The organism is Bradyrhizobium sp. UBA2491 (assembly GCF_002341725.1).
Lineage (GTDB): Bacteria > Pseudomonadota > Alphaproteobacteria > Rhizobiales > Xanthobacteraceae > Bradyrhizobium.
This window is the reverse complement of sequence record NZ_DDOP01000096.1, coordinates 1-24,403: the sequence shown is the minus strand read 5'-3', so window position 1 is coordinate 24,403 and position 24,403 is coordinate 1. Positions and strand designations below refer to the sequence as shown.

The window sequence follows — 24,403 nt, the reverse complement described above, 5'->3', positions numbered from 1 at the left end:
CGCGACAAGCGAGAGCGACCCCGGCATGCATGCCGGGATCGCTTTTGTGTCAGGCCTTTGACGTCGCTGGCGCCTTAGCCGGGAATCCCCGCGGCGACCTGGCCGCGCAGACGTTCCAGGCTGTGCAGCGTGTTGGCGCAGGCTTCCGCGACCTCGATCCCCTTGATCACGAAGTGCTTGCGGAAGAAGTCGTAATGCACCTCGGTCTCGTGGAATTGCTGCGGCGTCAGCACCGCCGAGAACACCGGCACCTCGGTGCGCAATTGCACATCCATCAGCGCCTTGATCACGGTGTCGGCGACGAATTCGTGGCGGTAGATGCCGCCATCGACGACCAGCCCGGCCGCCACGATCGCGGTGTAGCGGCGCGTCTTCGCCAGTAGCTGCGCGTGCAGCGGGATCTCGAACGAGCCCGGCACCTCGAACACGTCGACATTGGTGATGTGACGCGCCTCGATCTCCTTCAGGAACGAGATGCGACACTCCTCCACCACGTCGCGGTGCCAGGACGACTGCACGAAGGCAACGCGCTGCGGCTTGGCGAAGTGCGGATGCTCCGGCACCGGCGGATGAGCCGGCGTGTCGGGAGCATGCTCCGACTGCGGGGTTTGGGCTTCAGCTTCTTGGATTTCAGCTTCTTGGATTTCAGCGTCTTGCAACATCTGATTCATGGCTTTCCTCTTTCAGGACCAGAATCAGGGCATACGGACAACGACAAGAGCCCACGCGAAACTCGCGTTGGCTGCCGCAACCGTTCTCTTTCATCCGGACTGTGACCGTCGGCTTCGGAATTGCACCGAATCTGCTGACCCTTCCTCCCGCTTCGCGGAACGAAGGCGCTCGCGGGCTTGGGCTCATCGCCCTTACCGCCGGTGGGGACTTTCACCCCGCCCTGAGAACATCGGCACGCCCGGAATGGACGTGCCTGACCGGAAATATGACCAAACCGCGACGGCCGGGCAAGGTCCTTTGGCATGGGGAAACGGCATGTCCCCATGAGCACGCTGCGGCTCTTGCACGACGACGTGAGCGCGCCGGGAGGCTGATTCACGCACCCGGCGCAGCGCCGGCAAATGGTTAACAAATCGTTTACCGACCACGAAGATTCCGATTTGTTCGCAAAATCACAAGTGTGGCGGAGATCAGCTGTGGACGATGCGCGCTTTGGCTGTGGACGGACTCGGCGTGCGGTTGCGCGGATTCCGCAAATCACATCACTTCATCGACGTCAGGTCCAGGGGCATCCGGAAGCCCAATCAAGGAGCTGCACTCGGCCACGACGCAGTATGTCGCAAGTGCCGGCTTCCGTGTGCGTATCAAGCGATCATAAGAACAAGGTCCGAGACGGCATGTCCCTCCTCGAAAGCATTATCGATTCCCGGAACAACCCGCTTGCGGTGGTCGAAGATATCGCCACCGACAACAACTGGGCGTTCGAGCGTTCCGGCGAAGACGAGGTGACGATCGTCTCCAAGGGAGACTGGATCGACTATCAGCTCTCGTTCACCTGGATGGGTGAGATCGATGCGCTGCATCTCGCCTGCGCCTTCGACATGAAGATGCCGCAGGCGCGACGCGCCGAGGTGCAGCGTCTGGTCGCCGCGATCAACGAACAATTATGGGTCGGCCATTTCGACCTGTGGACCCACACCGGCATGGTGATGCACCGCCAGGCGCTGGTGCTGCCCGGCGGCCTCACCGCTTCCACCGCGCAGTGCGAGGCCATGGTGGTCAATGCGATCCACGCCTGCGAGCGCTACTACCCGGCGTTCCAGTTCGTGGTGTGGGCAGGCAAGTCGACCGCCGAGGCGATGGCGGCGGCGATGTTCGACACCGAGGGCGAAGCATAAGGGTTTCGTTCCGGCGCATCCACACATTCGAGGGCGTCCCGGCGAAGGCCGGGACCTATACTCCGTGGTCCCTGGGCTTAAGCAAACTGCTTGTGGCTCCCGCCTCGCTTCACTAGAACCGCCTGTGGTCATGGGTCCCGGCCTTCGCCGGGACGACGAATGGTGGTGACAGCCGTGAACACATCCAGCAGCTCGTTGAAAGGTTCATCCGGCACCATCGCGCTCGCGGGCGCGGGCAAGATGGGCGGCGCGATGCTGACCGGTTGGCTCGCGCAGGGCCTTTCGCCGCAGCAGGTCGTGGTGATCGATCCGCACCTTTCACCTGATATCTCCGCGCTCGGCGCAAGGGGCGTGCGGCTCAATCCGCAGGCGAAGGAGATCGGCACGGTCGACACGCTCGTCGTCGCCGTGAAGCCGCAATCGTTCCGCGACGCCGGCGCCGCGCTGAAGGCCCTCGTCGGTCCCTCGACGCTGGTGGTCTCGATCATGGCCGGCACGACCATGTCAGTTCTTGAAGAGGTGGTCGGCGGCGCTGTCGTGCGCGCGATGCCGAACACGCCGGCGGCGATCGGCCGCGGCATCACGGTCGCGGTGCCGGCAAAGCGCGTCACCGCCGCGCAGCGCGCCATGACGGATGCACTGCTGAAGGCAACCGGTCTCGTCGAATGGGTCGACGATGAGAGCCTGATGGACGCGGTGACCGCGGTCTCCGGCTCCGGGCCGGCCTATGTCTTCCTGCTCGCCGAAGAACTGGCCCGCGCCGGCGTCGCGGCCGGCCTGCCCGAAGGGCTCGCGACCACGCTGGCGCGCGCGACCGTCGCCGGCTCCGGCGAGCTGCTGCACCGCTCCGATCTGCCGTCGGCGACGTTGCGGCAAAACGTCACCTCACCCGGCGGCACCACGGCCGCGGCGCTGGAGGTGTTGATGGCCAATGACGGCCTCCAGCCGCTGATGACCCGCGCCATCGCCGCGGCAACGAAGCGCTCGAAGGAATTGGCGAAGTAGTCGTCTACTGCGCCGAAGTCCCGGCCAGCCGCTTGTTGAAACTCTCGACATTGATCAGGCCGCGCGCATGGCGGCCTTCGCCGAGCTTGCGCGTGCCCTCGAAAGCCTCGACCTCGAAGCGGATCACGCGGCGCTCGACCGCGATCACTTTCGCGGTGGTGCGCACGGTGGCACCGACAAGCGCTGCCGCCAGATGGCGGATATCGACCTCGGTCCCGACCGTGACCCAGCCAGGCTGCAACGCCGCGCGGATGGCATCGCCCGACGCCATCTCCATCTCGAGGATCATCATCGGCGTCGCATAGACCATCGGCATGCCCGGCACGAAATGCCCGACCGTGCGCTCCGGCGGCACCACCAGCATGCGCTCGGCGCTCATGCCGATCTTGATGAAGTCACGTGCGTCCATTGGTGCCTCAAGAAAGGTGTCGTCCCGGCGAAGGCCGGGACGACGATGCTGAATTATTTCTTCGCCGCCGCCGCGCGCTCGACGAACGACTTACCGCCCTTCATCTTGTGATGCAGCGGCGCCTCGTTGATCTGGATCACGACGGCATCGGCATCGACGCCGAGGTTCTTCACCAGCGCCTGGGTGATGTCGCGCATCATGCCGAGCTTCTGCTCCTCGGTGCGGCCGGCGGCCATGCTCACGGTGATCTCAGGCATTGCAATATCTCCCTGGTTGTCGTTGACGCGCAAACCGGCGATCCGCCGGTTCGGCAGGCGCGCCATCTTTTTGAAGATGACCGCGCGGGTCAAGCCCGCGCATGACACACCAGCTATCCCCAGTTCACGCCGTGCCGCGCCAGGACCTCGCGGACCTTGGCGACCAGATCGGCCTCGGCACAGGAAAACTGCGCCGGACGCGTTTCACGCCATTCCTGATTGGAGGCGATCGCGGCCGCAGCCTTGGCGCCCTCGATCAGATCCTTGATCTGCACCTCGCCGCGCGCCTTCTCGTCCGAGCCCTGGATGATGACGCAGGGCGAGTTGCGACGGTCGGCATATTTGAGCTGGTTGCCCATGTTCTTCGGATTGCCGAGATAGAGCTCGGCGCGGATGCCGGCCTGGCGCAGCACTACGACCATCTTCTGATAGTCGGCGACGCGGTCGCGATCGAACACGGTGACGACGACGGGACCGAGCTCGGCTTGCGAGTCGAGCTGACCGAGCATCGTCAGCGCGGCCTGCAAGCGCGACACGCCGATCGAGAACCCGGTCGCCGGCACCGGCTCGCCGCGGAAGCGCGAAACCAGGCCATCATAACGGCCACCGCCGCCGACCGAGCCGAACCGCACCGGTCGGCCCTTCTCGTCCTTGGTGTCGAGCAGCAGCTCAACCTCGTAGACCGGACCGGTGTAGTATTCGAGGCCGCGGACGATCGTGGGATCGATCCGGATGCGATCCGCGCCATAGCCGGACGCCGCGACCAGCTTGGCGATCTCTTCGAGCTCGCTGACGCCGGCCTGGCCAATCTCGCTCTTCGCCAGATGGGTCTCCGCCGCGGCGATCGCCTGTTTCCAGTCGTCGCGCTGCTGCGTGACGGCGAGCACGATATCGGCATCCGCCGGGCTCAGCTCGGCGCCCTTGGTGAAGTCGCCCTTGCCCTCTTCGCCACCATCCCAGCGTCCAGGACCAAGCAGCTTGCGGACCTCGTCGGCGGAAAACTTGTCGAGCTTGTCGATCGCGCGCAGCACGGTGAGACGGCGACCTGCATTCGCTTCACCGCCGAGGCCGATCGCCTCGAGCACGCCGTCGAGCACCTTGCGGTTGTTCACCTTCACGACATAGGAGCCGCGCGGAATGCCGAGCGCTTCCATCGTGTCGGCCGCCATCATGCAGATCTCGGCGTCGGCCGCAGGCGTCGCCGAGCCGACCGTGTCGGCGTCGAACTGCATGAACTGGCGGAAGCGGCCGGGACCGGGCTTCTCGTTGCGGAACACATAGCCGAACCGATAGGACCGGTATGGCTTCGGCAGCGCGTCGAAATTCTCGGCGACATAGCGCGCCAGCGGCGCGGTCAGGTCGTAGCGCAGCGAGATCCACTGCTCGTCGTCGTCCTGGAACGAGAACACGCCCTCGTTGGGCCGGTCCTGGTCGGGCAGGAACTTGCCGAGCGCGTCGGTGTATTCCATCGCCGGCGTCTCCACCGGCTCGAAGCCGTAGAGCTCGTAGACGGCGCGGATCTTCTCGACCATGCGGCGCGTGGCGTTGATCGCGGCCGGGCCGCGATCTTCCAGTCCGCGCGGCAGGCGCGCCTTCAGTTTCTGGGGCTTTTTGGGTTTTTCGGCCATTGGGGTTCTTTGTCGGGCCTGCAAGTCAAAACTGACTTACACATATGAGCCCGAGTTAGCAGCGGACGCACTCTACAGCAAGCGTCGGCCTATCTTAACCTCGCCCCGCTCATCTGCGGGGAGAGGTCGAAATTCGCGTGAGCGAATTTCGGGTGAGGGGCATGGCACGATGCCCGTTTCAAATCCGATGCCGCGGAGAGAAGGCCCCTCACCCCCCCTCTCCCCGCAAGGCCGGGGCGAGGGAGTGAGAGAGCGCACTCACCTTACGCGACGCTGCGGATCCAGTTGTGCGGGTCGTTGGTGCGGCCGTACTGGATGTCGACCAGCTTCTTGCGCAGCCCCATGGCGACCGGGCCGGCGACGCCGCCGCTGATCTGGAAGTCGCCGCTCGCCGAGCACACCTTGCCGATCGGCGAGATCACGGCGGCGGTGCCGCAGGCGAACGCCTCTTTCAGCTTGCCGCTGGCGGCATCGGCGCGCCACTGCTGGATCGTATAGGGCTCCTCGCGCACGCGGGTGCCGGAATCCTTGGCGAGCGCGATGATCGAGTCGCGGGTGATGCCGGGCAGGATGGTGCCGAGCGGCGGCGTCGAGATCGAGCCGTCGTCGAACGCGAAGAAGATGTTCATGCCGCCGAGCTCCTCGATGTAGCGGCGCTCGACCGCATCGAGGAACACGACCTGGTCGCAGCCGCGATCGATCGCCTCGGCCTGCGCGCGCAGGCTGGCCGCGTAATTGCCGCCGCACTTGACCGCGCCAGTGCCGCCGATCGCGGCGCGCGTGTAGTTCTCCGACACCCAGATCGACACCGGCGCGGGGCCGCCCTTGAAATAGGAGCCGACCGGAGATGCGATCACCGAGAAGATGTATTCGGCCGACGGCTTCACGCCGAGAAAGATCTCGCTCGCGATCATGAACGGCCGCAGATAGAGACTGCCCTCGCCGCCCGGAATCCAGGCGCGATCGATCCGCACCAGTTGCTCGACCGCCTCGATGAACACGTCCTCGGGCAGCGGCGCCATCGCCATGCGCTCGGCCGAATCGTGGAAGCGGCGGGCATTGGCATCCGGACGGAACAGGTTCACGCCGCCATCGTCGCGCTTGTAGGCCTTGAGGCCCTCGAAAATTTCCTGGGCGTAGTGCAGCACCGCGCCGGCCGGATCGAGCGGAAAATTCGCGCGGGCCTCGACGCGGGCGCTGTGCCAGCCCTTGCCCTGGCTGTAGCGGACGATCGCCATATGGTCGGTGAAGACGCGGCCGAAGCCCGGGTCCACGAGCTTCGCCGCGCGATCCTTGTCGGAGGTGACGTTCGGCGAAGGCTGGATGTCGAATTTCAAAGTCATTTTCTTGCTTTCCGCTGTCGCTGCCGGCGCGATATCCGGCGCCGGTGTGTTTCCCCCGGGCCTGCCGGCTCGGCCTGGTACGGACGTCACCGCCGGCCGCAAGGCCGGTTTCCATCGCCAACATGCCGGTTAGACATGCTTTTGCGGAGTGCTGAAGTCCAGTATGTTTGCCGAGATGCCGCTCGACAATCGCACGGTAGTCCAATTTGCGGCCCAAACCGCCTCACAGGCTCTTTCAGGCCGCTTCAAACGCTGTCCGGGACGAAACGACTTAATGTTTCGTCGTGACAGGCAGTTTTGTAACATTGAGACCAAGATACGTCAATATGACTGACATAAATTTCTCAGGCATGGCTGCCAAGCCCGATTCGCAGGGAGATGACCACTCTCCCTCGGCCGGCGCGCGCGACCTGCGCTGGGACATCATCGAGCTCCTGTTCTTCGCCTACCGCGACTTCGTCGGCGACGCCGACCAGGAGCTGGAGGCGTTCGGCTTCGGCCGCGCCCACCACCGCGTCATCCACTTCGTCACCCGTTACCCCGGGCTGAAGGTCGCCGACCTGCTCGACGTGCTGCGCATCACCAAGCAGTCGCTCGGGCGGGTGCTCAAGCAGCTGCTGGACGAGGGTTACATCGTGCAGAAGACCGGCAACAATGACCGCCGGCAACGCCTGCTCTATGCCACGCCGAAGGGCGAGGCGCTGGTCGCCAAGCTCGCGGGGTTGCAGACCGACCGCATCAACCGCGCGGTGGCCGGTATCGATCCGGCCGGCGTCGAGACGGTTCGCCAGTTCCTCCGCGCGATGATCGACCGCGACGATCCCGACAAGGTGCTCGAGGCGATCTTCGGCGGCGGCAGAAAAACAAGGGAGTGAACCTGGTGCAGGCTGCAACCATGATGCGCGCGCCGATCGAACCGGCCGACGACGCGCCGCACCTTCTGCTGGTCGACGACGACCGCCGGATTCGCGACCTGCTGTCGCGCTTTCTGTCCGGCGAAGGCTATCGCGTCACCACGGCGATGAGCGCCACCGACGCCCGCGCCAAGCTGCTCGGACTGCATTTCGACCTGTTGATCCTCGACGTGATGATGCCCGGCGAGAACGGCTTCGACCTCGCCCGCTTCATCCGCAGCTCCTCGACGGTGCCGATCATCATGCTGACCGCCCGCCACGAGGCGGAGGCCCGCATCGAGGGCTTGCAGATCGGCGCCGATGATTACGTCGCCAAGCCGTTCGAGCCGCGCGAGCTGGTGCTGCGCATCGGCAATATCCTCAAGCGCACCGCGCCGCCGCAGACCGTGACTGTCGAGCAGATCGCCTTCGGCCCCTACATCTTCCACATCGAGCGCAGCGAGCTGCGCCAGGGCGAGGAGATCATCCATCTCACCGACCGCGAGCGCGAGATGCTGCGCATCCTCGCGAGCGCGCCCGGCGAGACCGTGCCGCGCGCCGAGCTGACCTCTGGCGGCACCGTCAACGAGCGCGCGGTCGACGTGCAGATCAACCGGCTGCGCCGCAAGATCGAGCACGATCCCGCCAATCCGCTGTTCCTACAGGCGGTGCGCGGCATCGGCTATCGCCTGGTGGCCGCCCCCTGACTTGGGCATGATCTTGTCGGAAAACCGCTACACACTTTTCCGGATCATGCGTTAGAGCACCCGTCATGAGCACGCTCGATACCGGCCTGACCCTGATCAAGAACGCCTCGCAGCGCGTCTCGAAGGCGAACGGCTGGATGGGCAACGCGTTCAAGAGCTGGATGCCGACCGGCCTCTATGCCCGCGCGCTGCTGATCATGATCGTGCCGATGGTGATCCTGCAAACCGTGGTCGCCTTCGTGTTCATGGAGCGGCACTGGAACACGGTGACGCGGCGGCTGTCGGCCGCTGTTGTCTCCGACATCGCCGCGCTGATCGACGTCTACAAGACCTATCCGCAGGACAAGGACCGCGCCCAGCTGCGCAGCATCGCCCAGAAGCTGCAACTGGTGGTCGACTTCCTCCCCACCGGCGACATGCCGCCGCCGGGACCGAAGCCGTTCTTCTCGCTGCTCGACCAGACGCTCTCGGTGCAGCTCGGCCGCCAGATCAGCCGCCCGTTCTGGATCGACACCGTCGGCAAGTCCAATTTGGTCGAGATCCGCGTCCAGCTCGACGATTCGGTGATGCGGATCTTCGCGCAGCGCAGCGCGGCCTACGCCTCCAATTCGGAGATCTTCATCTTCTGGATGCTCGGCACCTCGACCATCCTGCTGATCGTCGCGGTGCTGTTCCTGCGCAACCAGATCAAGCCGATCCTGCGGCTCGCTGATGCCGCGGAAAGTTTCGGCAAAGGCCGCGAGGCGCCGAACTTCCGGCCGCGCGGTGCGCGCGAGGTGCGGCGCGCGGCGCAGGCCTTCATCGAGATGAAGGCGCGCGTCGAGCGCTCGATCGAGCAGCGCACCGCGATGCTCGCCGGCGTGTCGCATGATTTGCGCACCATCCTGACCCGCTTCAAGCTCGAGCTGGCCCTGATCGGCGAAGGCCCCGAGATCGACGCGATGCGCAAGGACGTCGACGAGATGTCGATGATGCTGGAGGACTATCTCGCCTTCGCGCGCGGCGATTCCGGCGAGGTCGCGCAGCCGACCGACATGGCGCTGGCGCTGGAGGAATTGCGCAGCGACGCCGAGCGTCACGGCCACATCGCGACCGTCGCGTTCCACGGCCTGCCGGTCGTCACGGTGAAGCCGGCCTCGTTCAAGCGCTGCCTCGCCAACCTCGTCTCCAATGCCGCCCGCCACGCCAACACGATCTCGATCACCGGCCAGCGCGACCACCGCTATCTCAACATCACGGTCGACGACGACGGCCCCGGCATCCCCGCCGCGATGCGCGAGGAAGTGTTCAAGCCGTTCCTGCGGCTCGACGATGCCCGCAACCAGGACGAAGGCGGCAGCGGGCTCGGCCTTGCGATCGCCCGCGACATCGCCCGCTCGCATGGCGGCGACATCATGCTCGGCGAAAGCCCGATGGGCGGCCTGCGCGCCGTGGTGCGGGTGCCGGTCTAGCTTACCAACGATACGACAAGGTGCCGATGACCTGACGCCGTGCGCCCGAGTAACAATAGCCGGACTGACAGGTCTGGTACTGCGTGTCGAACAGGTTGGTCGCGTTCAGGCGCATGGTGGCCCCGAGCATCCGCCGGTCGAGCTTGCCCAGATCGTAATCGATCACGGCATCGAACAGCGTCGTCGCCGCGTTCTGGAACGTGTTCTGGTCGTTGCCGAAGTTGGTGCCGATGTAGCGGACACCGAGGCCGAGCCCGAGCCCTTCGACCGGGACGCCGGACTGGAAGGTGTATTTGCCGAACGCGGCGAAGGAATTGCGCGGGATGCCGGAGAGCTCATTGCCGGTCGTGTCGGGATTGCCCTGGTTGATGACGACGTTGAGATGGGTGTAGGCCGCGGTGAGATCGAATCCCTGCTTGAGCGCCAGCTTCGCCTCGAGCTCGACGCCCTTGGATTCGACCTGCCCGGTTGCCGCCTGGAAGGCCATGTTGCTGGGATCGGTGCGCAGCACGTTGTCCTGGGTGATGTCGAACACCGCGGCGGTCAACAGCAGTGGAACCTGCGGCATCTGGTACTTGATGCCGATCTCCTTCTGCTCGCCGGTGGTCGGCCTGAACGGCGATCCCGATACGTCGAGGCCGACCTGCGGGGCGAAGGCCGTCGCGTAGCTCACATAGGGCGCAATGCCGTTGTCGAACACGTAGGAGAGGCCCGCGCGGCCGGTGAAGGCGTTGGCCTTCTGCGTCGACGGCACGCCGTCGAGACCCGCCGTCGTGGTCTGGGAGACCCAGCTCTGGCGACCATTGAGCGTCAGGACGAAGCCGCCGAGCTTGGCCTGCTCCTGCACATAGACACCGACCTCGTCGGTGGACTGCTTGTTGAAGATCGAGAATGACGGCGTGGCAATGGCCTGGGCGCCGTAGTTCATCGTCAGCAGATTGAGGTCGGGCGCCGCTCCGTAACCGATCTTGTCGTTGTAGTAGGAATGACCGTAGTCGACGCCGAACAGCGCCGTGTTCCGGATCGCGCCGAGCATGAACTTGGCCTCGGCCTGATTGTCGAGCGTGACGGTGTTGAAGCTGTCGAGGATCCGCCAGGCGGAGCGCGAGGCCAGATTGGTGCCGCTGTCGATGGAATCGATCTGGGTGTATTTCGCGTCGACGTCGACCTGGTAGAAGCGGAAGTTCTGCCGCACCGTCCACACGTCGTCGACATTGTGCTCGAACGCGTAGCCGATCCGATACTGCTTCTGGTCCATCGCGCTGAACGCCGGGTCGTTCGAATAGATGTTGGTCAATTGTCCGTCGGGCGAGTTGAAATTGCCGATGCTCGCGGCGGTCCGGCTGGTTTGATATTCGCTCAGGATGGTGAAGGACGTATCGGCGTCCGGCCGCCAGGTCAGGGCCGGCGCGATATAGGCGCGATCGTCGTCATTGCCGGGATACCAGGTCTTTGCGTCACGCAGCAGACCGGTCAGGCGGTAGTACAATTGGTCGCTGCCGGGCACCGGCCCACCGATATCGAAGCTGCCCTGGTAACGATCATAGTTGCCGGCCTGAAGCTGCACCTCGCCGAACGGCGTCATGGTCGGCCGCTTGGTGGTGACGTCGACGATGCCTCCCGGAGAGCCAAGGCCGTAGAGGCCGGAAGCCGGGCCGCGCAGGATCGACACGCTGTCGAGACCCCAAGGCTCGATCTTGGGAATGGCGAAGTTGCCGCCGCCCTGGCGCAGCCCGTCGCGATAGATCCCGGTATAGGTCGCATCGAAGCCGCGGATGTAGAAGCTGTCGAACCGCGGATCATAGCCGAACGCCGTCGTCGTCACGCCGGGCGTGTAATTGACGGCATCCTTGAGCGTCTGAACGTTGCGATCCCTGAGCTCCTTTTGCGTGACCACGGAAAGCGACTGCGGCGTCTCGATCAGCGCCGTGTTGGTCTTGGTGCCCGCCGTGCTGCCGGTCGCGACATAGCCGGTCGTCGTGCCGATCGCGCCGCCGGCGCCCTGCGACCGCGGAGCCTGACTCTGAGCGGGCGTTGCAGCGCCAACGCGGCGGCTCGCCGCGGCCGCGCGCGAGGCGCTGGCGCGGCGAGTTGAAGCGACGGCACTGCGCTTCCTGGCGGCGCCGGGATCTTCGACCGTGACTGCGGGAAGCGCGGTCGTGTTATTTTGCGGGGCGCTGCTCTGTGCCTGAGCGCTGGCGACGTTCGTGCTCATTGGCACAAGCAAGACCGAACCGAGAAACGCTGCATTGATCGCAGCCGTTGATGCAAGCAAGCCATGCTTGCGTCGCGACCCCATTCCCACCGAACAAATCCCCAGATGCCCCGATTGATCTTCGATCGAGCCGCTCGCGCGTGATGAAGCGAGCGACGATCGAGGCGGACTTCTATCGGCGCGATGAGTGAAACTCCACACGCGCAAAATAGAATCGATAGAAGCACGCGCGACGCACGACATTGGAGCGATTCAAAACCGACATGTTGTCGCAGCAAGCTCTTCAACGCGATGAGCCGATGCGCGTCTTCGCTCTCACATATCTCTCGCACCAGGTGTCATGCGCCCTCGCAATGATGTTGATTTCATCTTGCGGCGCTCGCGTACATGACGTGGTCGCGCGCGATGTCTTCGACATCGACAATCCGCGTCATTGCGACGTGACGCATCGCAGTCTGCGTGCAGTGATGGGTCAAAAGCAAAACGGCCTCTCCGCATCGGAGAGGCCGTGTTCAACTATCGGGCGGCAGACGAATGGGCTGCGGCTATTTCTGCTTGGGCAGCAGGCCCTTCAGCTTTTCCATGTCCTTGACGTTCATCTTCATGCCGCCGGGCATGATGATGTCGCCCGGCTTCTGGTCGCTCTTGCAGGCGCCGAGCCACTTCGCCTCGATGGTCATCGTGGTGTCGCGGGTCCCGGCCGCGCCGCCCTCGGAGTGCGAGGTGCTCTTGACCGTATAGGCGGAATTGAAATCGCCGACGATCTCGGAGTGCCCCTGCACCGTCATGCCCGCGACGCTGCACACGCTATCGCTGACATAGCCGGTGGCGGTCTTCTGGACGTCGTGCTTGGAACAGACTTCCTTGGCCATCGGCGAGGCCGCCGCGCTCATTTCCTTGTCGGTGGTCTCGTCGGTGCAGTGCTGCATGGTGATTTCCGGCATCGGGCCGCCGGTGCGCAGCATTTTCATTTCCCACAGGCCCGGCTTGCGGATCGGCAGGTCGACGGCGCTTGCGGCGCCGGTGGACAGGACGAGGCAAATGGCCGAACCAAACAAGGCAAGCTGTCGGGTCATGCGGTGAGCTCCCGGCTGGACGATCGAGGAATTGAGAGCGGCCTCAGTACCGCGTGCGCAGCGGTCTCTCAGCCGCTCCATAGGGCACCCAGCGGCAGGCGAACGAAACATAGCCGCCCGGATAGCGCTGCACCGCGAGGAACTTGGCGACCTTGCCGTAGGAGGCGCAGTGATCGACGGCGAGCTGCCGTGCGTCGGTCTGGGTCGCCAGTGAGTAGGCGATGATACCGCCGGTATCATTGCCCTTGAACGCCGGCACCGGCTGCAACCAATCGGCCCGCGCCGAACCAACGGCCAGCATCCCGCAAACGGCAACAAGGCACGCGGCCAACTTCCTTCGCATCGCAGACTCCATTTCGCTGAGGCCCAACATAGAGTGCGCCGGCCACCGTGAAAAGAACGAGCCGGCCGCCAGAGGCGGACTTCTCCGCAGGTGTTGCCGCGCTGCACTTGACCTTGCCTGGGCTTCACGGCACCGTCCGCCGCATCGGATAATCGGGTGGATTCCCATGCGCAACCTGTTCAACTCCCGCAATAAACTCGGCCAAAGCCTCGGTGTCGGTGCCGCACTTGTGTTCGGCCTTTTGGCGTTCGGCGGTACGGCCCAGGCGGCCAATCCGTTCGAATTGAATTTCGGGCTGTCGGGACCGCGTTACGACGGCAATGTGGCACCGTGCGAGCGGGCCCTGCCGTCGATCAGCTATCAATTCAATGAGAAGGAAGCCACCTTCTGGAATTCGCCGCTGGTGATCACCGGCTTCAGCCGGATCCACGAAACCGCGTTTCGGCCCTGGCAGTCCGACAACATTCCGCGCCGCTACTGCGCGGGCGACGTGATGCTGAGCGACGGCAAGGTCCGCACCGTGCACTACTCGATCATCGAGGACGGCGGCTTCAGCGGATTTGCCGACGGCGTCGAATGGTGCGTGACCGGGCTCGACCGCAACTGGGCGTACAACCCGTCTTGCAGGGCCGCGCGCCCCTGATCTCCGGCCAGCTTGGTCAAACGGAAGCCGCCGCCATCCAGACGGCGGCTTTTGTTCTTGTAATGTTCCAAATGCCTGCTAGGCTTGGAACAGTCGCGTGAGGGGAGCGTTTGATGCCTCGGTTGGTCACCATTTCCCGATTTCTGATTTCCGCTGCCTTGATGCTGTGCGGTGCGGCTGGTGCCTCGGCCCAGGATCGCCGCCAGAACGCGCCGGGTGAGTTCGATTTCTATGTGCTGTCGCTGTCATGGTCGCCTTCGTTCTGCGAGGCGGCGAGCGAGCGTGGCAACAATGGCCGCGGCACGCAGGCGCAATGCGGCGGACGGCCCTACTCCTTCGTGGTGCACGGGCTGTGGCCGCAATATGAGCGGGGCTTTCCGGAATACTGCCAGCGGCCCTCGCCGCGGCTCGCGCGCAACATCATGACCTCGATGCTCGACCTGATGCCCGCGCCCGGGCTGATCTACAATGAGTGGGACAAGCACGGCACCTGCTCCGGCCTCGGCGAACGCGCCTATTTCGAAGCGATCCGCAAGGCGCGCGCCGCGGTGAAGATCCCCGAGGAATTCCTGCAATTGTCGGAGCCGAAGACGATCGCGCCCGACGAGCTGGAAACCGCGTTCATCAAGGCCAATCCGGGGCTCAGCAACTCGGCGATCTCGGTGACCTGCAACAGCGGCCGGCTCAGTGAGGTGCGGATCTGCATGAGCAAGGACCTGCAATTCCGCGCCTGCGAGGAAGTCGATCGCCGCGCCTGCCGCCGCGATCAGGTGGTGATGCCGCCGGTTCGCGGCGGCTGAAGCCCTCCCCATCGCTGCCGGGCGGAAGGGTGCGCGCCTTCGTGCGCACCGTCCGGCTATCGACGTCGTCACGAAACAAGCTGATGTCGCGTAGATGGCCGGGACAAGCGCGGGCATCACGCAGTACAACATGCACTCCCTTTGGAGCGCAGCGCGATCACAGCATGAACTACCGTCACGCCTTTCATGCCGGCAACTTTGCCGACGTCATCAAGCACATCGTGCTGGTCCGCATGCTCACCTATCTACAGGACAAGCAGGCCGCGTTCCGCGTCATCGACACCCATGCCGGCGCCGGGCTCTATGACCTGACGTCGAGCGAAGCGCAGCGCGGCGGCGAATGGCTCACCGGCATCGCGCGGCTGATGCAGGCGCGGCTCTCCGACCAGGCGCTGCCATTGATCGCGCCCTATCTCGACATCGTCAGGGCATTCAATCCGCGCGGCGAACTGAAAGCTTATCCCGGCTCACCGCTGATCGCGCGCGCGCTGCTGCGTCCGCAAGACCGCCTCACCGCCTGCGAGATCGAACCGACCGCGCGCAAGCAATTGATCGACGCATTGCGGCGCGATGCGCAGGCACGCGTCGTCTATCTCGACGGCTGGACGGCGCTGCCCGCATTCGTGCCGCCGAACGAGCGGCGTGGCCTGGTGCTGATCGATCCGCCGTTCGAGGCAAAGGACGAGTTCGAGCGGCTGGCCCGTGCGTTCGCCGAAGCGTACGCGAAGTGGCCGACCGGTGCCTATCTCTTGTGGTACCCCGTAAAATCCCGGAGAGCCACCGACGAGCTCGCGCGCAGCGTGGCTGCCGCAGCAGCAAGCAGCCGGCCCGCCGGCAAGTGCTTGCGTTTGGAATTCAGTGTGGCGCCGCAAGAAGCCGACGCCGGCCTCGTTTCCACCGGTCTTTTGATCGTGAATCCGCCATGGACGCTGGCGGGCGAACTGAAGATCATCCTGCCCGAACTCGAGAAGCCGCTTGGTCAGGGCGGCGCAGCGCGCTTCAGACTCGAGACGCCTAAACCTTGATCGACAGCACCCACTGAAAAGTTCGATTTTGAGCATAGGCAATCTGCGCGGAACCGTATTATGCTCATCCTGTTACGACTGGCTTTACGTTCCGCTTCCGCGAATGGTTGCGGCGGAGTGACAAGGCCGAAATAAAATCCAGGCAGACCGGCGGCGTGACGCCGGCCTGTTCAGGTGGCCAGGCTTCCGACAAGCGAATGTCGGTCAACGCTACGCGGCGTGCGCGTAGCGGTGGAGCAATACGGGGGAGGAGTTTCCCGATGGCCATGACTGGGACAGTCAAGTTCTTCAACGGAGAGCGGGGCTACGGCTTCATCAAACCTGACGATGGCGGCCGCGATGTGTTCGTTCACATCACTGCTGTCGAGCGTGCAGGATTGAAGGACCTGACTGAAGGACAGCGCATTAGTTTCGAGGTTGAACCCGACAAGAAGGGCAAGGGCCCGAAGGCGGTCAACCTGGTGGTTTCATGATGAGCGCTCGCGTTGCGCTGCCCGTGATGAAAGCCGATTGAAACGTTGCGTGTGAGTTGACTGCCGAGCGTACTCGCGCTCGCTGCACGACCAACCTGCATGATGCGGACGCGACTTGCGCCGCCCGCATATTCGAAGCGTGCGGCCCACCGATTTGATCGGCGGATGCCGCGGCGCATGCTGCCGCACGCAACGTCGAGATCGTCAGCACAAAGAAAAACCCGGCCGCGCGAGGCGCGGCCGGGAGTTGAGATCAGACGTTTTCTTGTTCTCAGAAGTGATAGTTGATGCCGGCGCGAACCAGGCTGAAGCTGTAGCCGTTCGACGCACCGCCGGTGATCGTGAAGTTGCTGTTGGCGAGATCGACGTAGAGATACTCGATCTTGGCGCTCCAGTTCGGGGCAAAGCCCATTTCGGCGCCGGCGCCGACGGTGAAGCCGGCGTTGGTGTGGCTCTCTGATACACCGAAGGTCTCGCCGCGAAGCTCGCCGAAGGCGAGACCGCCAGTCGCATAGAACAGCACGTTGTTGACCGCATAGCCGGCGCGGCCACGCACCGTGCCGAACCACGGGTTGGAGAATTTCCAGGGTGCGAACCGGTCATCCGCGGTGGTGCCCTGGATATCGGCCTCGAAACCGAACACCCAGGGTGAGCCGTTCTGGAAATTGTAGCCGGCCTGCACGCCGCCGGCGAAGCCCGACGGCTTGGTCGGATTGTTCTCGACCGAACCCCAGCCGTAACCGATGTTGCCGCCGAGATAGGGGCCGGCCCAGCTATAGGCATTGAGCGGCTGATAGACGGTGTAGGGCGATCCGTAGTTGAGGTCGGCCGCCGCGGCCGAGCTCATCCAGCCTGCGACGATCAATGCGAGCGCACGCGCAACAAACCGGGTCATTGGTACTCTCCACCACGCAACTGCCGCAGCCCGCGGGCCCAGGGCCGGCGTGGTTACGGAATTCCACTTTTTTCGCTAAGGTTTATCGAGAGTTTTAAGTTAAAGGGCTGTTAAGCCCGGTTACCGTCCCGCTCATCAGTCTTAACAAGATGTTACCGGCCCGCTCCGGCGGTCGTGCAGCGGCAGTAACCTGCTGCAATCGGGGTTGTTTTTGAACACCGCCAACGCTGGCGACCGGTCGCCCGAGCGCTTAGTTTACGGCCCATGGTTCACGATTCTCCCGAGAGTCCGGCGCCGGCCCCCAAGATCAAGGGGCGACGCGGTTCAAAGTCCGATCTGCCGCAGGATGACCTGACAAGGGCCGACCTGACGCTCGACACCAGCGACGTCGATCCCGAAACCTCCGCCGCCGAGGACGAGGATGACGCACGCCTGCCCGACGCCGCGGAGGACGGCAACGAGGCGGTTGCCGAGGGAACGCTCTCGGTCGGTCATGCCGCGATCGAGAACGCGGTGCGGCTGGCCCCGACCTCGCCCGGCGTCTACCGCATGCTCAACGCCGCCAACGACGTGCTCTATGTCGGCAAGGCGAAGAACGTCAAAAAGCGGCTGTCGTCCTACGCGCGGGCCAACGCGCCGCTGCCGGCACGCATCCTGCGGATGATCGCGGCGACCACGCATGTCGAGATCGTCTCGACCATGACCGAGACCGAGGCGCTGCTGCTCGAAGCCAATCTGATCAAGCAGCTTCGTCCACGTTTCAATGTGCAACTGCGCGATGACAAATCATTTCCGTACATTCTGATCTCGGGCGACCACTGGGCGCCGCAGATCCTCAAGCATCGCGGCGCGCAGTCGCGGCCCGGCCGCTATTTCGGCCCGTTCGCCAATGCCGGCGCGGTCAACCGCACCATCACGGCGCTGCAGCGCGCCTTCCTGATCCGCTCCTGCACCGACGGCTTCTTCGAAAGCCGCACCCGGCCCTGCCTGCTCTATCAGATCAAGCGCTGCGCCGGCCCCTGCACCCGCGAGATCGATTTCCCCGGCTACAGCGAGTTGGTGCGCGAGGCGACCGAATTCCTCTCCGGCCGCAGCCACGCGGTGAAGGAATTGCTCGCCGCCGAGATGGAGAAGGCCTCCGGCGAGCTCGAGTTCGAGACCGCGGCACTGTATCGGGACCGCCTCGCGGCGCTGTCGGCGATCCAGTCGCAGCAGGGCATCAATCCGCGCACGGTGGAAGAAGCCGATGTGTTCGCGATCCACCAGGAGGGCGGCTATTCCTGCGTCGAGGTGTTCTTCTTCCGCACCGGCCAGAACTGGGGCAACCGCGCCTATTTCCCGAAAGCCGAGAAGAGCTTCACTCCCGAGGAGGTGCTGTCCTCGTTCCTCGCGCAATTCTATGACGACAAGCCGCCGCCAAAGCTGATCCTGCTGTCGCACGAGATCGAGGAAAGCGCGCTGCTCGCCGACGCGCTCTCGGTCAAGGCCGGATCCAAGGTCGAGGTCTCGGTGCCGAAGCGCGGCGAGAAGAAAGAGCTGATCGGCCACGCGCTCACCAACGCGCGTGAAGCGCTCGGCCGCAAGCTCGCCGACACCGCAACCCAGAGCCGGCTGCTGGAGGGCATGGTCACCACGCTCGGCCTGCCGCATACGCCAAAGCGCATCGAGGTCTACGACAACAGCCACATCCAGGGCACCAACGCGGTCGGCGCGATGATCGTGGCCGGGCCCGACGGGTTCATGAAGAACCAGTACCGCAAGTTCAACATCAAGTCGCAGGGGCTGACGCCCGGCGACGACTACGGGATGATGCGCGAGGTGCTGGAACGTCGCTTCAAGCGGCGCCTGAAACCGCCGGAGGATGAGGCCGCCAAGGACGGCGCAAACGACAAGGCGGACGACGATTCGTTCCCGCAATGGCCTGACCTCGTCATCATCGACGGCGGCCGCGGCCAGCTCAACGCGGTGAGAGAGATCTTCCAGAACCTCGGACTGACCCAGGTCTCGCTGATGGCGGTGGCCAAGGGGCCGGAGCGCGACGCCGGGCGCGAAACCCTGTTCATGCCGGACCGCGAAGCCATCAAGCTGGAGCCGCGCGACCCGGTGCTGTATTTCATCCAGCGGCTGCGCGACGAGGCCCACCGCTTCGTGATCGGCTCGCATCGCAAGCTGCGCAAGAAGGACATCCGCGAGGCCGGATTGCAGGAGATCCCGGGGATCGGCCCGTCGCGCAAACGTGCCTTGCTGCATCACTTCGGAACGCTCAAGGAGATCGAGCGGGCCTCGATCGCCGATCTTGGCAAGGTTCCAGGCGTCAGCGCCGAGAGCGCCCGCAAGATTTTCGAGTTTTTCCACGCCCAGCCGGGCTAAACCAAAGGCTATTCATCAGGGCGTCGCCTGCGACAGGGCATCTAGGGCATGATGCGGAAAAGTGTCAGGCAACGTTCCGAAAAGATCACGCTTGAACAACGAGCTGAGGCGCCATGACGATTCCGCGTAATGTTGCCGCGCTTTGGCGCCCGCACGGTTGACCTTCTTGCTTCAGCGGTATTGGTAGGACGGATGAACATCGCCACGACCCGGGGACAGACCAAGACCATGTCCCTCCCGAATATCCTGACCTACGCCCGGATCGCCGCGATCCCGGTGGTGATCGGCTGCGTCTACTGGCAGTCGATCCTGGACGGCCCGCTGTGGCTACGCTGGGTGGCGCTGGCGGTATTCATTGCGGCGGGGATCACCGACTATCTCGACGGCTACTATGCCCGGATGTGGGACCAGCAGTCCGCCTTCGGCCGGATGCTCGATCCGATCGCCGACAAGCTCCTGGTCGCCTCCAGCCTGCTGATGCTGGCCGCCGACAACTCGATCCATGGCTGGACGCTGTGGGCGGCGATCGTGATCCTGTGCCGCGAGATTCTGGTCTCGGGCCTGCGCGAATATCTCGCGGGGCTCAGGGTCAGCGTTCCCGTCACCAAGCTGGCGAAATGGAAGACCACGATCCAGCTGGTGGCGATCGGCTTTTTGATCGCCGGTGAAGCCGGCGAGCAGGTGTTTCCTGCTACCACCCTGATCGGCATCGTGCTGCTGTGGATGTCGGCGATCTTCACGATCTACACCGGCTGGGATTACTTCCGCGCCGGCATCCATCACCTCATCAAGGAGGATGAGGGATGAAGCTGAAATACTTCGCCTGGGTCCGCGAGCGCGTCGGCAAGGCCGAGGAGACCGTCGAGCCGCCGGCCGAGGTGCGCACCGTCGCCGACCTGATCGGCTGGCTCACCGCGCGTGACGACGCCTACGCTTATGCCTTCGAGAAGCCCACGGTGATCCGCGCCGCGATCGACCACGCCCATGTCAAGCAGGATGCGGCGATCGTCGGCGCCCGCGAGATCGCGTTCTTCCCGCCGATGACCGGCGGTTAAATTCCCCATGGCCGTCGCTGCAACCATCCGTATCCAGCAAGCCGACTTCGATGTCGCGCGCGAGATCGCAGGCCTCAGCCAGGGCCGCACCGATATCGGCGCGGTCGTCAGCTTCAGCGGCATCTGCCGCGGCAGCGAGCAGGGCGAGCCGATCGCAGCACTGACGCTCGAACATTATCCTGAAATGGCGGAAGCCGAGATTGGGCGTCACGCCGACGAGGCGCTGGCGCGCTGGCCGTTGCAGGGCCTTACCGTCATCCATCGCTTCGGCCGCATCGCGCCGGGCGAGAACATCGTGCTGGTCGTAACCGCCTCGGCGCACCGGCAGGCCGCGTTCGAGGCCGCCGAGTTCCTGATGGATTATCTGAAGACCAGCGCGCCGTTCTGGAAGCGCGAGGAAAGTGCCCGCGGCACGAACTGGATCGAGGCGCGCGACCACGACGACGACGCCGCCGCGCGCTGGACCAAATCCTGATGGCCAAGCGCAGCAAGGTGCCGGCGAGGCGCATCCCGGCCGTGTCGAAAACGTCCAACAAAGCGTCCGTGAAGGCGCCCAAGGTCGGCGCCGGCGAGCTGCACACCCTGTTCGATTTCCTGCGCTATGCGACGAGCCGCTTCAACGCGGCCCAACTGGTGTTCGCGCACGGCACCACCGATCCGGTGGCCGAGGCCGCGTTCCTGATCTCCGAGACGCTGCATCTGCATCCCGAGCAGTTCGAGAATTTTGCCAACGCCCGCGTCACGGTGAGCGAAGGCAAGCAGATCCTCGACCTGATCGAGCGCCGGGTCGCGACGCGCAAACCGGCGGCCTATCTCGTCAACAAGGTCTACATGCGCGGCCTGCCGTTCTACGTCGACGAGCGCACCATCGTGCCGCGCTCCTTCATCGGCGAATTGCTGGATTCGCATTTCGGCGGCGACGAGGACGGCAGCTCGCTGATCGGCGATCCGGCTGACGTGGAGAGCGTGCTCGACCTCTGCACCGGCTCCGGCTGCCTTGCGATCCTGGCCGCCCGGCATTTCGCCAATGCCGCGGTCGACGCGGTCGATATCTCAAAGGATGCGCTCGAGGTCGCCGCGCGCAACGTCGCCGACCACGGCCTCAACGACCGCCTGACGCTGCATCGGGGCGACCTGTTCAAGCCGCTCGGCGACAACAGCTACGACCTGATCATTTCCAACCCGCCCTATGTCGACGCCGAGGGCATGGCCGCGCTGCCGCGCGAGTGCCGCGCCGAGCCGAAGATCGCATTCGACGGTGGCCCCGACGGGCTCGACATCGTCCGCCGCCTGCTTGACGAGGCGAAGCAGCATCTCACCCCGCAGGGCGGCCTGCTGTGCGAGATCGGCCGCGGCCGCGACAATCTCGAAGCCGCCTATCCGAATCTGCCGCTGCTCTGGCTCGACACCGAGGACTCCGAGGGCGAGGTGTTCTGGATCGCCGCCGCCGACCTCTGACCGAACCCGGCCCGGTCCGGAGCATTACGGTCCCCGGCGAAGCGAAAATCATGTGCAGCTCCAGCCGGTTCCCCAGATCACTGCCGCGTCGAATCAACAATGGTGCTAAGGTCGCGTTCCGGGGACGCACGGACGGAGGGCGCGGGCGCGCGACATGATTCGGATTTCGACGATCTTCATCGCCATCTGCATGGTGCTGGTCGCAGCCTCTTTGGGCTTCGTCCTGTACTCGGTGGCGGGCATCAGCGGATCGGAATCGGCGATCGTGGCGCTCACCGCCCTCACCTGCCTGATCCTCTACAACGCCGTCTCGATGCGATTGCGCGACCGCAGCGATGTCGGCAGCCAGATCGCGGACCTGTCGCGCGGCACCGCCGACCTCGCCCGCCAGGTCGCCGAATTCGGCCGGCGGCTGGCCGCGGTCGAGGGCCGGGTCGCCTCGGCCAATTCCACCGGTGCCGACCGGATGCAGGGCATGGCCGGCGAGATCAACGAACTCGGCGGACTGGTGCGGCAGCTGGCGGCATCCGTCGCCCACCATGAGGATCTGCTGGCTTCGGGTCCGGCGGTGCAGCCTGTCGCTGCTCCTATGGCGCCGCCGCGGGCCGACCTGCTGCAACCGATGCCGCCGGCGCCGACCGTCGTCTTCGCGCCGCCACCACCCCCCTCGCCGCAATCGGCGATCTCGCGCGGCCAGGCCCAGCTTGTCGGCGCGATCAGAAACGCGATCGAGCAGAACCGCCTCGACATCTACCTTCAGCCGATGGTGACCTTGCCGCAGCGCAAGGTGCGTTATTACGAGGCGGTGACGCGGCTGCGCGACGAGCGCGACCAGGTGCTCGCCGCCGACGACTTCATCGAGGCGGCCGAGGCCGGCGGCCTGATCGGGCGCATCGATCACATGGTGATGCTTCGCTGCGTCCAGGTGCTGCGCCGCCTGATGATCCGCAGCAAGGATGTCGGCGTGTTCTGCAACGTGTCAGCGGCGACGCTGTCGGACCCGACGCATTTCACCCAGTGTCTCGACTTCCTCGAAGCCAACCGCGCGCTGGCGCCGTCCTTCGTGCTCGAGTTCAAGCAGGCCACCTTCCGCAACCTCGGTCCCGTCGAGAGCGAGAACCTCGCGGCGCTGTCGCAGCGCGGCTACCGGTTCTCGATCGATCATGTCAGCGACCTTCGCCTCGAGCCGCGCGAGCTGGCCGATCGCGGCGTCCGCTTCATCAAGGTGCCGGCGGCGCTGCTGCTCGACACCGCGCAGAGCGCGGCTTCCGATATCCATCCCTCCGACCTGTCCGACCTGCTCGGCCGCTACGGCATCGACCTGATCGCCGAACGGATCGAGGGCGAGCGCTCGGTGGTCGACCTGCTCGACTACGACGTCCGGTTCGGCCAGGGGTTCCTGTTCGCGCCGCCGCGGCCGTTGCGGCCGGAGGGGGCATCTGCTACCGCCGAGGCTCCGCAGGCCAACCCCCAGGACCTCAATGGCGCCAGCACGTCAGCACCTGTCTCCAGCCCCGCAGCCCCGCCGCGCGCAACCGGCAGCGCCGCGCTGGCTCGCCGCGCGCTCGGTCCGAATTAACCGGCAGTCCGCATCATGACCTCGCTGCGTTTCGTCGAGCGGCTGCGCGACCTCGTCGACAATGTCGACGTCGTGCTGTCGGACATCTGGGGCGTCGTGCACAACGGGCTCGAATCGTTTCCCGAGGCCTGCGAGGCGCTGCACACATTTCGCCAGCGCGGCGGCACCGTCATCCTGATCACCAATGCGCCGCGGCCGGCCGATTCGGTGCAACGGCAGCTGCGCAAGCTCGGCGTCGCGGACGACACCTATGACGCGATCGTCTCCTCCGGCGATCTGACGCGCCACTTCGTGGCCGATCATCCCGGCCAGAAGATCTTCTGGATCGGCCCGGAGCGCGACAGCTCGATCCATCGCGGCCTCGATGCAACGATGGTGCCGCTGGAGCAGGCGGACTACATCATCTGCACCGGCCTGTTCGACGACGAGACCGAATCCGCCGAGGACTATCGCGAGACCCTGCTAAAGGCGCTTCAGCGCAAGCTGACGCTGGTCTGCGCCAATCCGGACATCGTGGTCGAGCGCGGCGACCGGCTGATCTACTGCGCCGGCGCGGTCGCCGAACTCTATCGCGAGCTCGACGGCGAGGTGATCTTCTACGGCAAGCCACATCGGCCGATCTACGAGCGCGCGATGGCGCTGGCCGCCGAGCGCCGCGGAAAGCCGACCGAGCTCGGCCGCGTGCTCGCGATCGGGGATTCCGTGCGCACTGACCTCACCGGCGCCCATGCCTTCGGCATCGACCTGTTGTTCGTCACCCGCGGCATCCATTCCGAGGAGTTCGAGGGCATCGAGCAGCTCGATCCGGCCTCGGTGAAGGAATTGTTCGGCCATCCGCCGCGCGCGCTGATGCGCGAGCTGAAGTGGTAGGGGCAGTTCCGCAGGGGCTCACTGCCAAAATATCGAAAACAACCCCATGCAAAGGAGC

General features: G+C 64.9%; 25 protein-coding genes and 1 riboswitch. Of the genes, 16 read left to right on the top strand and 9 right to left on the bottom strand.

The window, feature by feature from the left end:
• Positions 1 to 74 precede the first annotated feature (74 nt).
• On the bottom strand, positions 75 to 671 hold the full coding sequence (locus B2W55_RS32105; protein WP_024581086.1) for a 6,7-dimethyl-8-ribityllumazine synthase: 597 nt from the start codon (positions 669 to 671) through the stop codon (positions 75 to 77).
• A 78-nt stretch (positions 672 to 749) separates the two neighbouring features.
• Positions 750 to 904, bottom strand: a riboswitch (FMN riboswitch).
• Between the two features lie 445 nt (positions 905 to 1,349).
• On the opposite strand from B2W55_RS32105, the gene B2W55_RS32100 reads away from it, so the two are divergent.
• On the top strand, positions 1,350 to 1,850 hold the full coding sequence (locus tag B2W55_RS32100; protein WP_024581087.1) for a YbjN domain-containing protein: 501 nt from the start codon (positions 1,350 to 1,352) through the stop codon (positions 1,848 to 1,850).
• 174 nt (positions 1,851 to 2,024) lie between these two features.
• Positions 2,025 to 2,855 (top strand): pyrroline-5-carboxylate reductase, encoded by an 831-nt coding sequence (gene proC, locus B2W55_RS32095; protein WP_024581088.1) that lies wholly within the window; start codon positions 2,025 to 2,027, stop codon positions 2,853 to 2,855.
• 4 nt (positions 2,856 to 2,859) lie between these two features.
• Here the strand turns inward: proC and B2W55_RS32090 are convergent, their stop codons facing one another.
• The 4 genes from B2W55_RS32090 to B2W55_RS32075 all read right to left on the bottom strand — a co-directional run bounded on the left by B2W55_RS32090 (position 2,860) and on the right by B2W55_RS32075 (position 6,492).
• On the bottom strand, positions 2,860 to 3,264 hold the full coding sequence (locus tag B2W55_RS32090) for a thioesterase family protein (RefSeq protein WP_024581089.1): 405 nt from the start codon (positions 3,262 to 3,264) through the stop codon (positions 2,860 to 2,862).
• Between the two features lie 53 nt (positions 3,265 to 3,317).
• Positions 3,318 to 3,521, bottom strand: coding sequence for a tautomerase family protein (locus B2W55_RS32085; protein ID WP_024581090.1), 204 nt, complete (start codon positions 3,519 to 3,521; stop codon positions 3,318 to 3,320).
• 113 nt (positions 3,522 to 3,634) lie between these two features.
• Complete coding sequence (gene hisS, locus B2W55_RS32080) at positions 3,635 to 5,149, bottom strand: histidine--tRNA ligase (protein WP_024581091.1); 1,515 nt, start codon at positions 5,147 to 5,149, stop codon at positions 3,635 to 3,637.
• A 263-nt stretch (positions 5,150 to 5,412) separates the two neighbouring features.
• Positions 5,413 to 6,492: a branched-chain amino acid aminotransferase gene (locus B2W55_RS32075; protein WP_024581092.1), complete on the bottom strand. Its 1,080-nt coding sequence runs from the start codon at positions 6,490 to 6,492 to the stop codon at positions 5,413 to 5,415.
• 326 nt (positions 6,493 to 6,818) lie between these two features.
• On the opposite strand from B2W55_RS32075, the gene B2W55_RS32070 reads away from it, so the two are divergent.
• The 3 genes from B2W55_RS32070 to B2W55_RS32060 all read left to right on the top strand — a co-directional run bounded on the left by B2W55_RS32070 (position 6,819) and on the right by B2W55_RS32060 (position 9,543).
• Positions 6,819 to 7,367 carry a MarR family winged helix-turn-helix transcriptional regulator gene (locus B2W55_RS32070; protein ID WP_063124463.1) on the top strand — a complete coding sequence of 183 codons (549 nt, stop codon included), beginning with the start codon at positions 6,819 to 6,821 and terminating at the stop codon, positions 7,365 to 7,367.
• A gap of 20 nt (positions 7,368 to 7,387) precedes the next feature.
• Positions 7,388 to 8,092, top strand: a complete 705-nt coding sequence (locus tag B2W55_RS32065) for a response regulator (protein WP_029879090.1) — start codon at positions 7,388 to 7,390, stop codon at positions 8,090 to 8,092.
• Positions 8,093 to 8,157: 65 nt separating this feature from the next.
• Complete coding sequence (locus tag B2W55_RS32060) at positions 8,158 to 9,543, top strand: ATP-binding protein (protein WP_024581095.1); 1,386 nt, start codon at positions 8,158 to 8,160, stop codon at positions 9,541 to 9,543.
• A 1-nt stretch (position 9,544) separates the two neighbouring features.
• Here B2W55_RS32060 and B2W55_RS32055 read toward each other — a convergent pair whose 3' ends face one another.
• The 3 genes from B2W55_RS32055 to B2W55_RS32045 all read right to left on the bottom strand — a co-directional run bounded on the left by B2W55_RS32055 (position 9,545) and on the right by B2W55_RS32045 (position 13,177).
• Positions 9,545 to 11,758 carry a TonB-dependent siderophore receptor gene (locus B2W55_RS32055; protein ID WP_035635784.1) on the bottom strand — a complete coding sequence of 738 codons (2,214 nt, stop codon included), beginning with the start codon at positions 11,756 to 11,758 and terminating at the stop codon, positions 9,545 to 9,547.
• Positions 11,759 to 12,303: 545 nt separating this feature from the next.
• Positions 12,304 to 12,834, bottom strand: coding sequence for a DUF3617 domain-containing protein (locus B2W55_RS32050; protein WP_024581097.1), 531 nt, complete (start codon positions 12,832 to 12,834; stop codon positions 12,304 to 12,306).
• A 43-nt stretch (positions 12,835 to 12,877) separates the two neighbouring features.
• Complete coding sequence (locus B2W55_RS32045) at positions 12,878 to 13,177, bottom strand: hypothetical protein (RefSeq protein WP_024581098.1); 300 nt, start codon at positions 13,175 to 13,177, stop codon at positions 12,878 to 12,880.
• A 166-nt stretch (positions 13,178 to 13,343) separates the two neighbouring features.
• Here B2W55_RS32045 and B2W55_RS32040 point away from each other — a divergent pair, with 166 nt between their 5' ends.
• The 4 genes from B2W55_RS32040 (at position 13,344) to B2W55_RS32025 (ending at position 16,118) form a co-directional block, all read left to right on the top strand.
• On the top strand, positions 13,344 to 13,820 hold the full coding sequence (locus tag B2W55_RS32040) for a hypothetical protein (RefSeq protein ID WP_024581099.1): 477 nt from the start codon (positions 13,344 to 13,346) through the stop codon (positions 13,818 to 13,820).
• A 161-nt stretch (positions 13,821 to 13,981) separates the two neighbouring features.
• Entirely contained in the window at positions 13,982 to 14,620 is a 639-nt protein-coding gene (locus B2W55_RS32035) for a ribonuclease T2 family protein (RefSeq protein WP_371412485.1), read from the top strand.
• Between the two features lie 164 nt (positions 14,621 to 14,784).
• Positions 14,785 to 15,645, top strand: a complete 861-nt coding sequence (locus tag B2W55_RS32030; RefSeq protein WP_024581101.1) for a 23S rRNA (adenine(2030)-N(6))-methyltransferase RlmJ — start codon at positions 14,785 to 14,787, stop codon at positions 15,643 to 15,645.
• Positions 15,646 to 15,905: 260 nt separating this feature from the next.
• Positions 15,906 to 16,118 carry a cold-shock protein gene (locus B2W55_RS32025; RefSeq protein ID WP_013501119.1) on the top strand — a complete coding sequence of 71 codons (213 nt, stop codon included), beginning with the start codon at positions 15,906 to 15,908 and terminating at the stop codon, positions 16,116 to 16,118.
• Positions 16,119 to 16,389: 271 nt separating this feature from the next.
• On the opposite strand, the gene B2W55_RS32020 is transcribed toward B2W55_RS32025, so the two are convergent.
• Entirely contained in the window at positions 16,390 to 17,013 is a 624-nt protein-coding gene (locus B2W55_RS32020) for an outer membrane protein (RefSeq protein WP_024581102.1), read from the bottom strand.
• A gap of 264 nt (positions 17,014 to 17,277) precedes the next feature.
• Here B2W55_RS32020 and uvrC point away from each other — a divergent pair, with 264 nt between their 5' ends.
• The 7 genes from uvrC (at position 17,278) to B2W55_RS31985 (ending at position 24,345) form a co-directional block, all read left to right on the top strand.
• A complete protein-coding gene (uvrC, locus tag B2W55_RS32015; protein ID WP_024581103.1) occupies positions 17,278 to 19,383 on the top strand; it encodes an excinuclease ABC subunit UvrC in 2,106 nt (701 codons plus the stop codon).
• A 192-nt stretch (positions 19,384 to 19,575) separates the two neighbouring features.
• Positions 19,576 to 20,190 carry a CDP-diacylglycerol--glycerol-3-phosphate 3-phosphatidyltransferase gene (pgsA, locus tag B2W55_RS32010; protein ID WP_016844474.1) on the top strand — a complete coding sequence of 205 codons (615 nt, stop codon included), beginning with the start codon at positions 19,576 to 19,578 and terminating at the stop codon, positions 20,188 to 20,190.
• Positions 20,187 to 20,438, top strand: a complete 252-nt coding sequence (gene moaD, locus B2W55_RS32005; RefSeq protein WP_024581104.1) for a molybdopterin converting factor subunit 1 — start codon at positions 20,187 to 20,189, stop codon at positions 20,436 to 20,438. The genes pgsA and moaD overlap by 4 nt, the downstream gene beginning before the upstream one ends.
• A gap of 7 nt (positions 20,439 to 20,445) precedes the next feature.
• Positions 20,446 to 20,913, top strand: coding sequence for a molybdenum cofactor biosynthesis protein MoaE (locus B2W55_RS32000; RefSeq protein ID WP_024581105.1), 468 nt, complete (start codon positions 20,446 to 20,448; stop codon positions 20,911 to 20,913).
• Positions 20,913 to 21,896 (top strand): 50S ribosomal protein L3 N(5)-glutamine methyltransferase, encoded by a 984-nt coding sequence (gene prmB, locus B2W55_RS31995; protein ID WP_024581106.1) that lies wholly within the window; start codon positions 20,913 to 20,915, stop codon positions 21,894 to 21,896. Before B2W55_RS32000 ends, prmB begins: the two co-directional genes overlap by 1 nt.
• A gap of 154 nt (positions 21,897 to 22,050) precedes the next feature.
• Complete coding sequence (locus tag B2W55_RS31990) at positions 22,051 to 23,475, top strand: EAL domain-containing protein (protein ID WP_024581107.1); 1,425 nt, start codon at positions 22,051 to 22,053, stop codon at positions 23,473 to 23,475.
• Between the two features lie 15 nt (positions 23,476 to 23,490).
• Positions 23,491 to 24,345 (top strand): TIGR01459 family HAD-type hydrolase, encoded by an 855-nt coding sequence (locus B2W55_RS31985; RefSeq protein ID WP_024581108.1) that lies wholly within the window; start codon positions 23,491 to 23,493, stop codon positions 24,343 to 24,345.
• Positions 24,346 to 24,403: the final 58 nt, after the last annotated feature.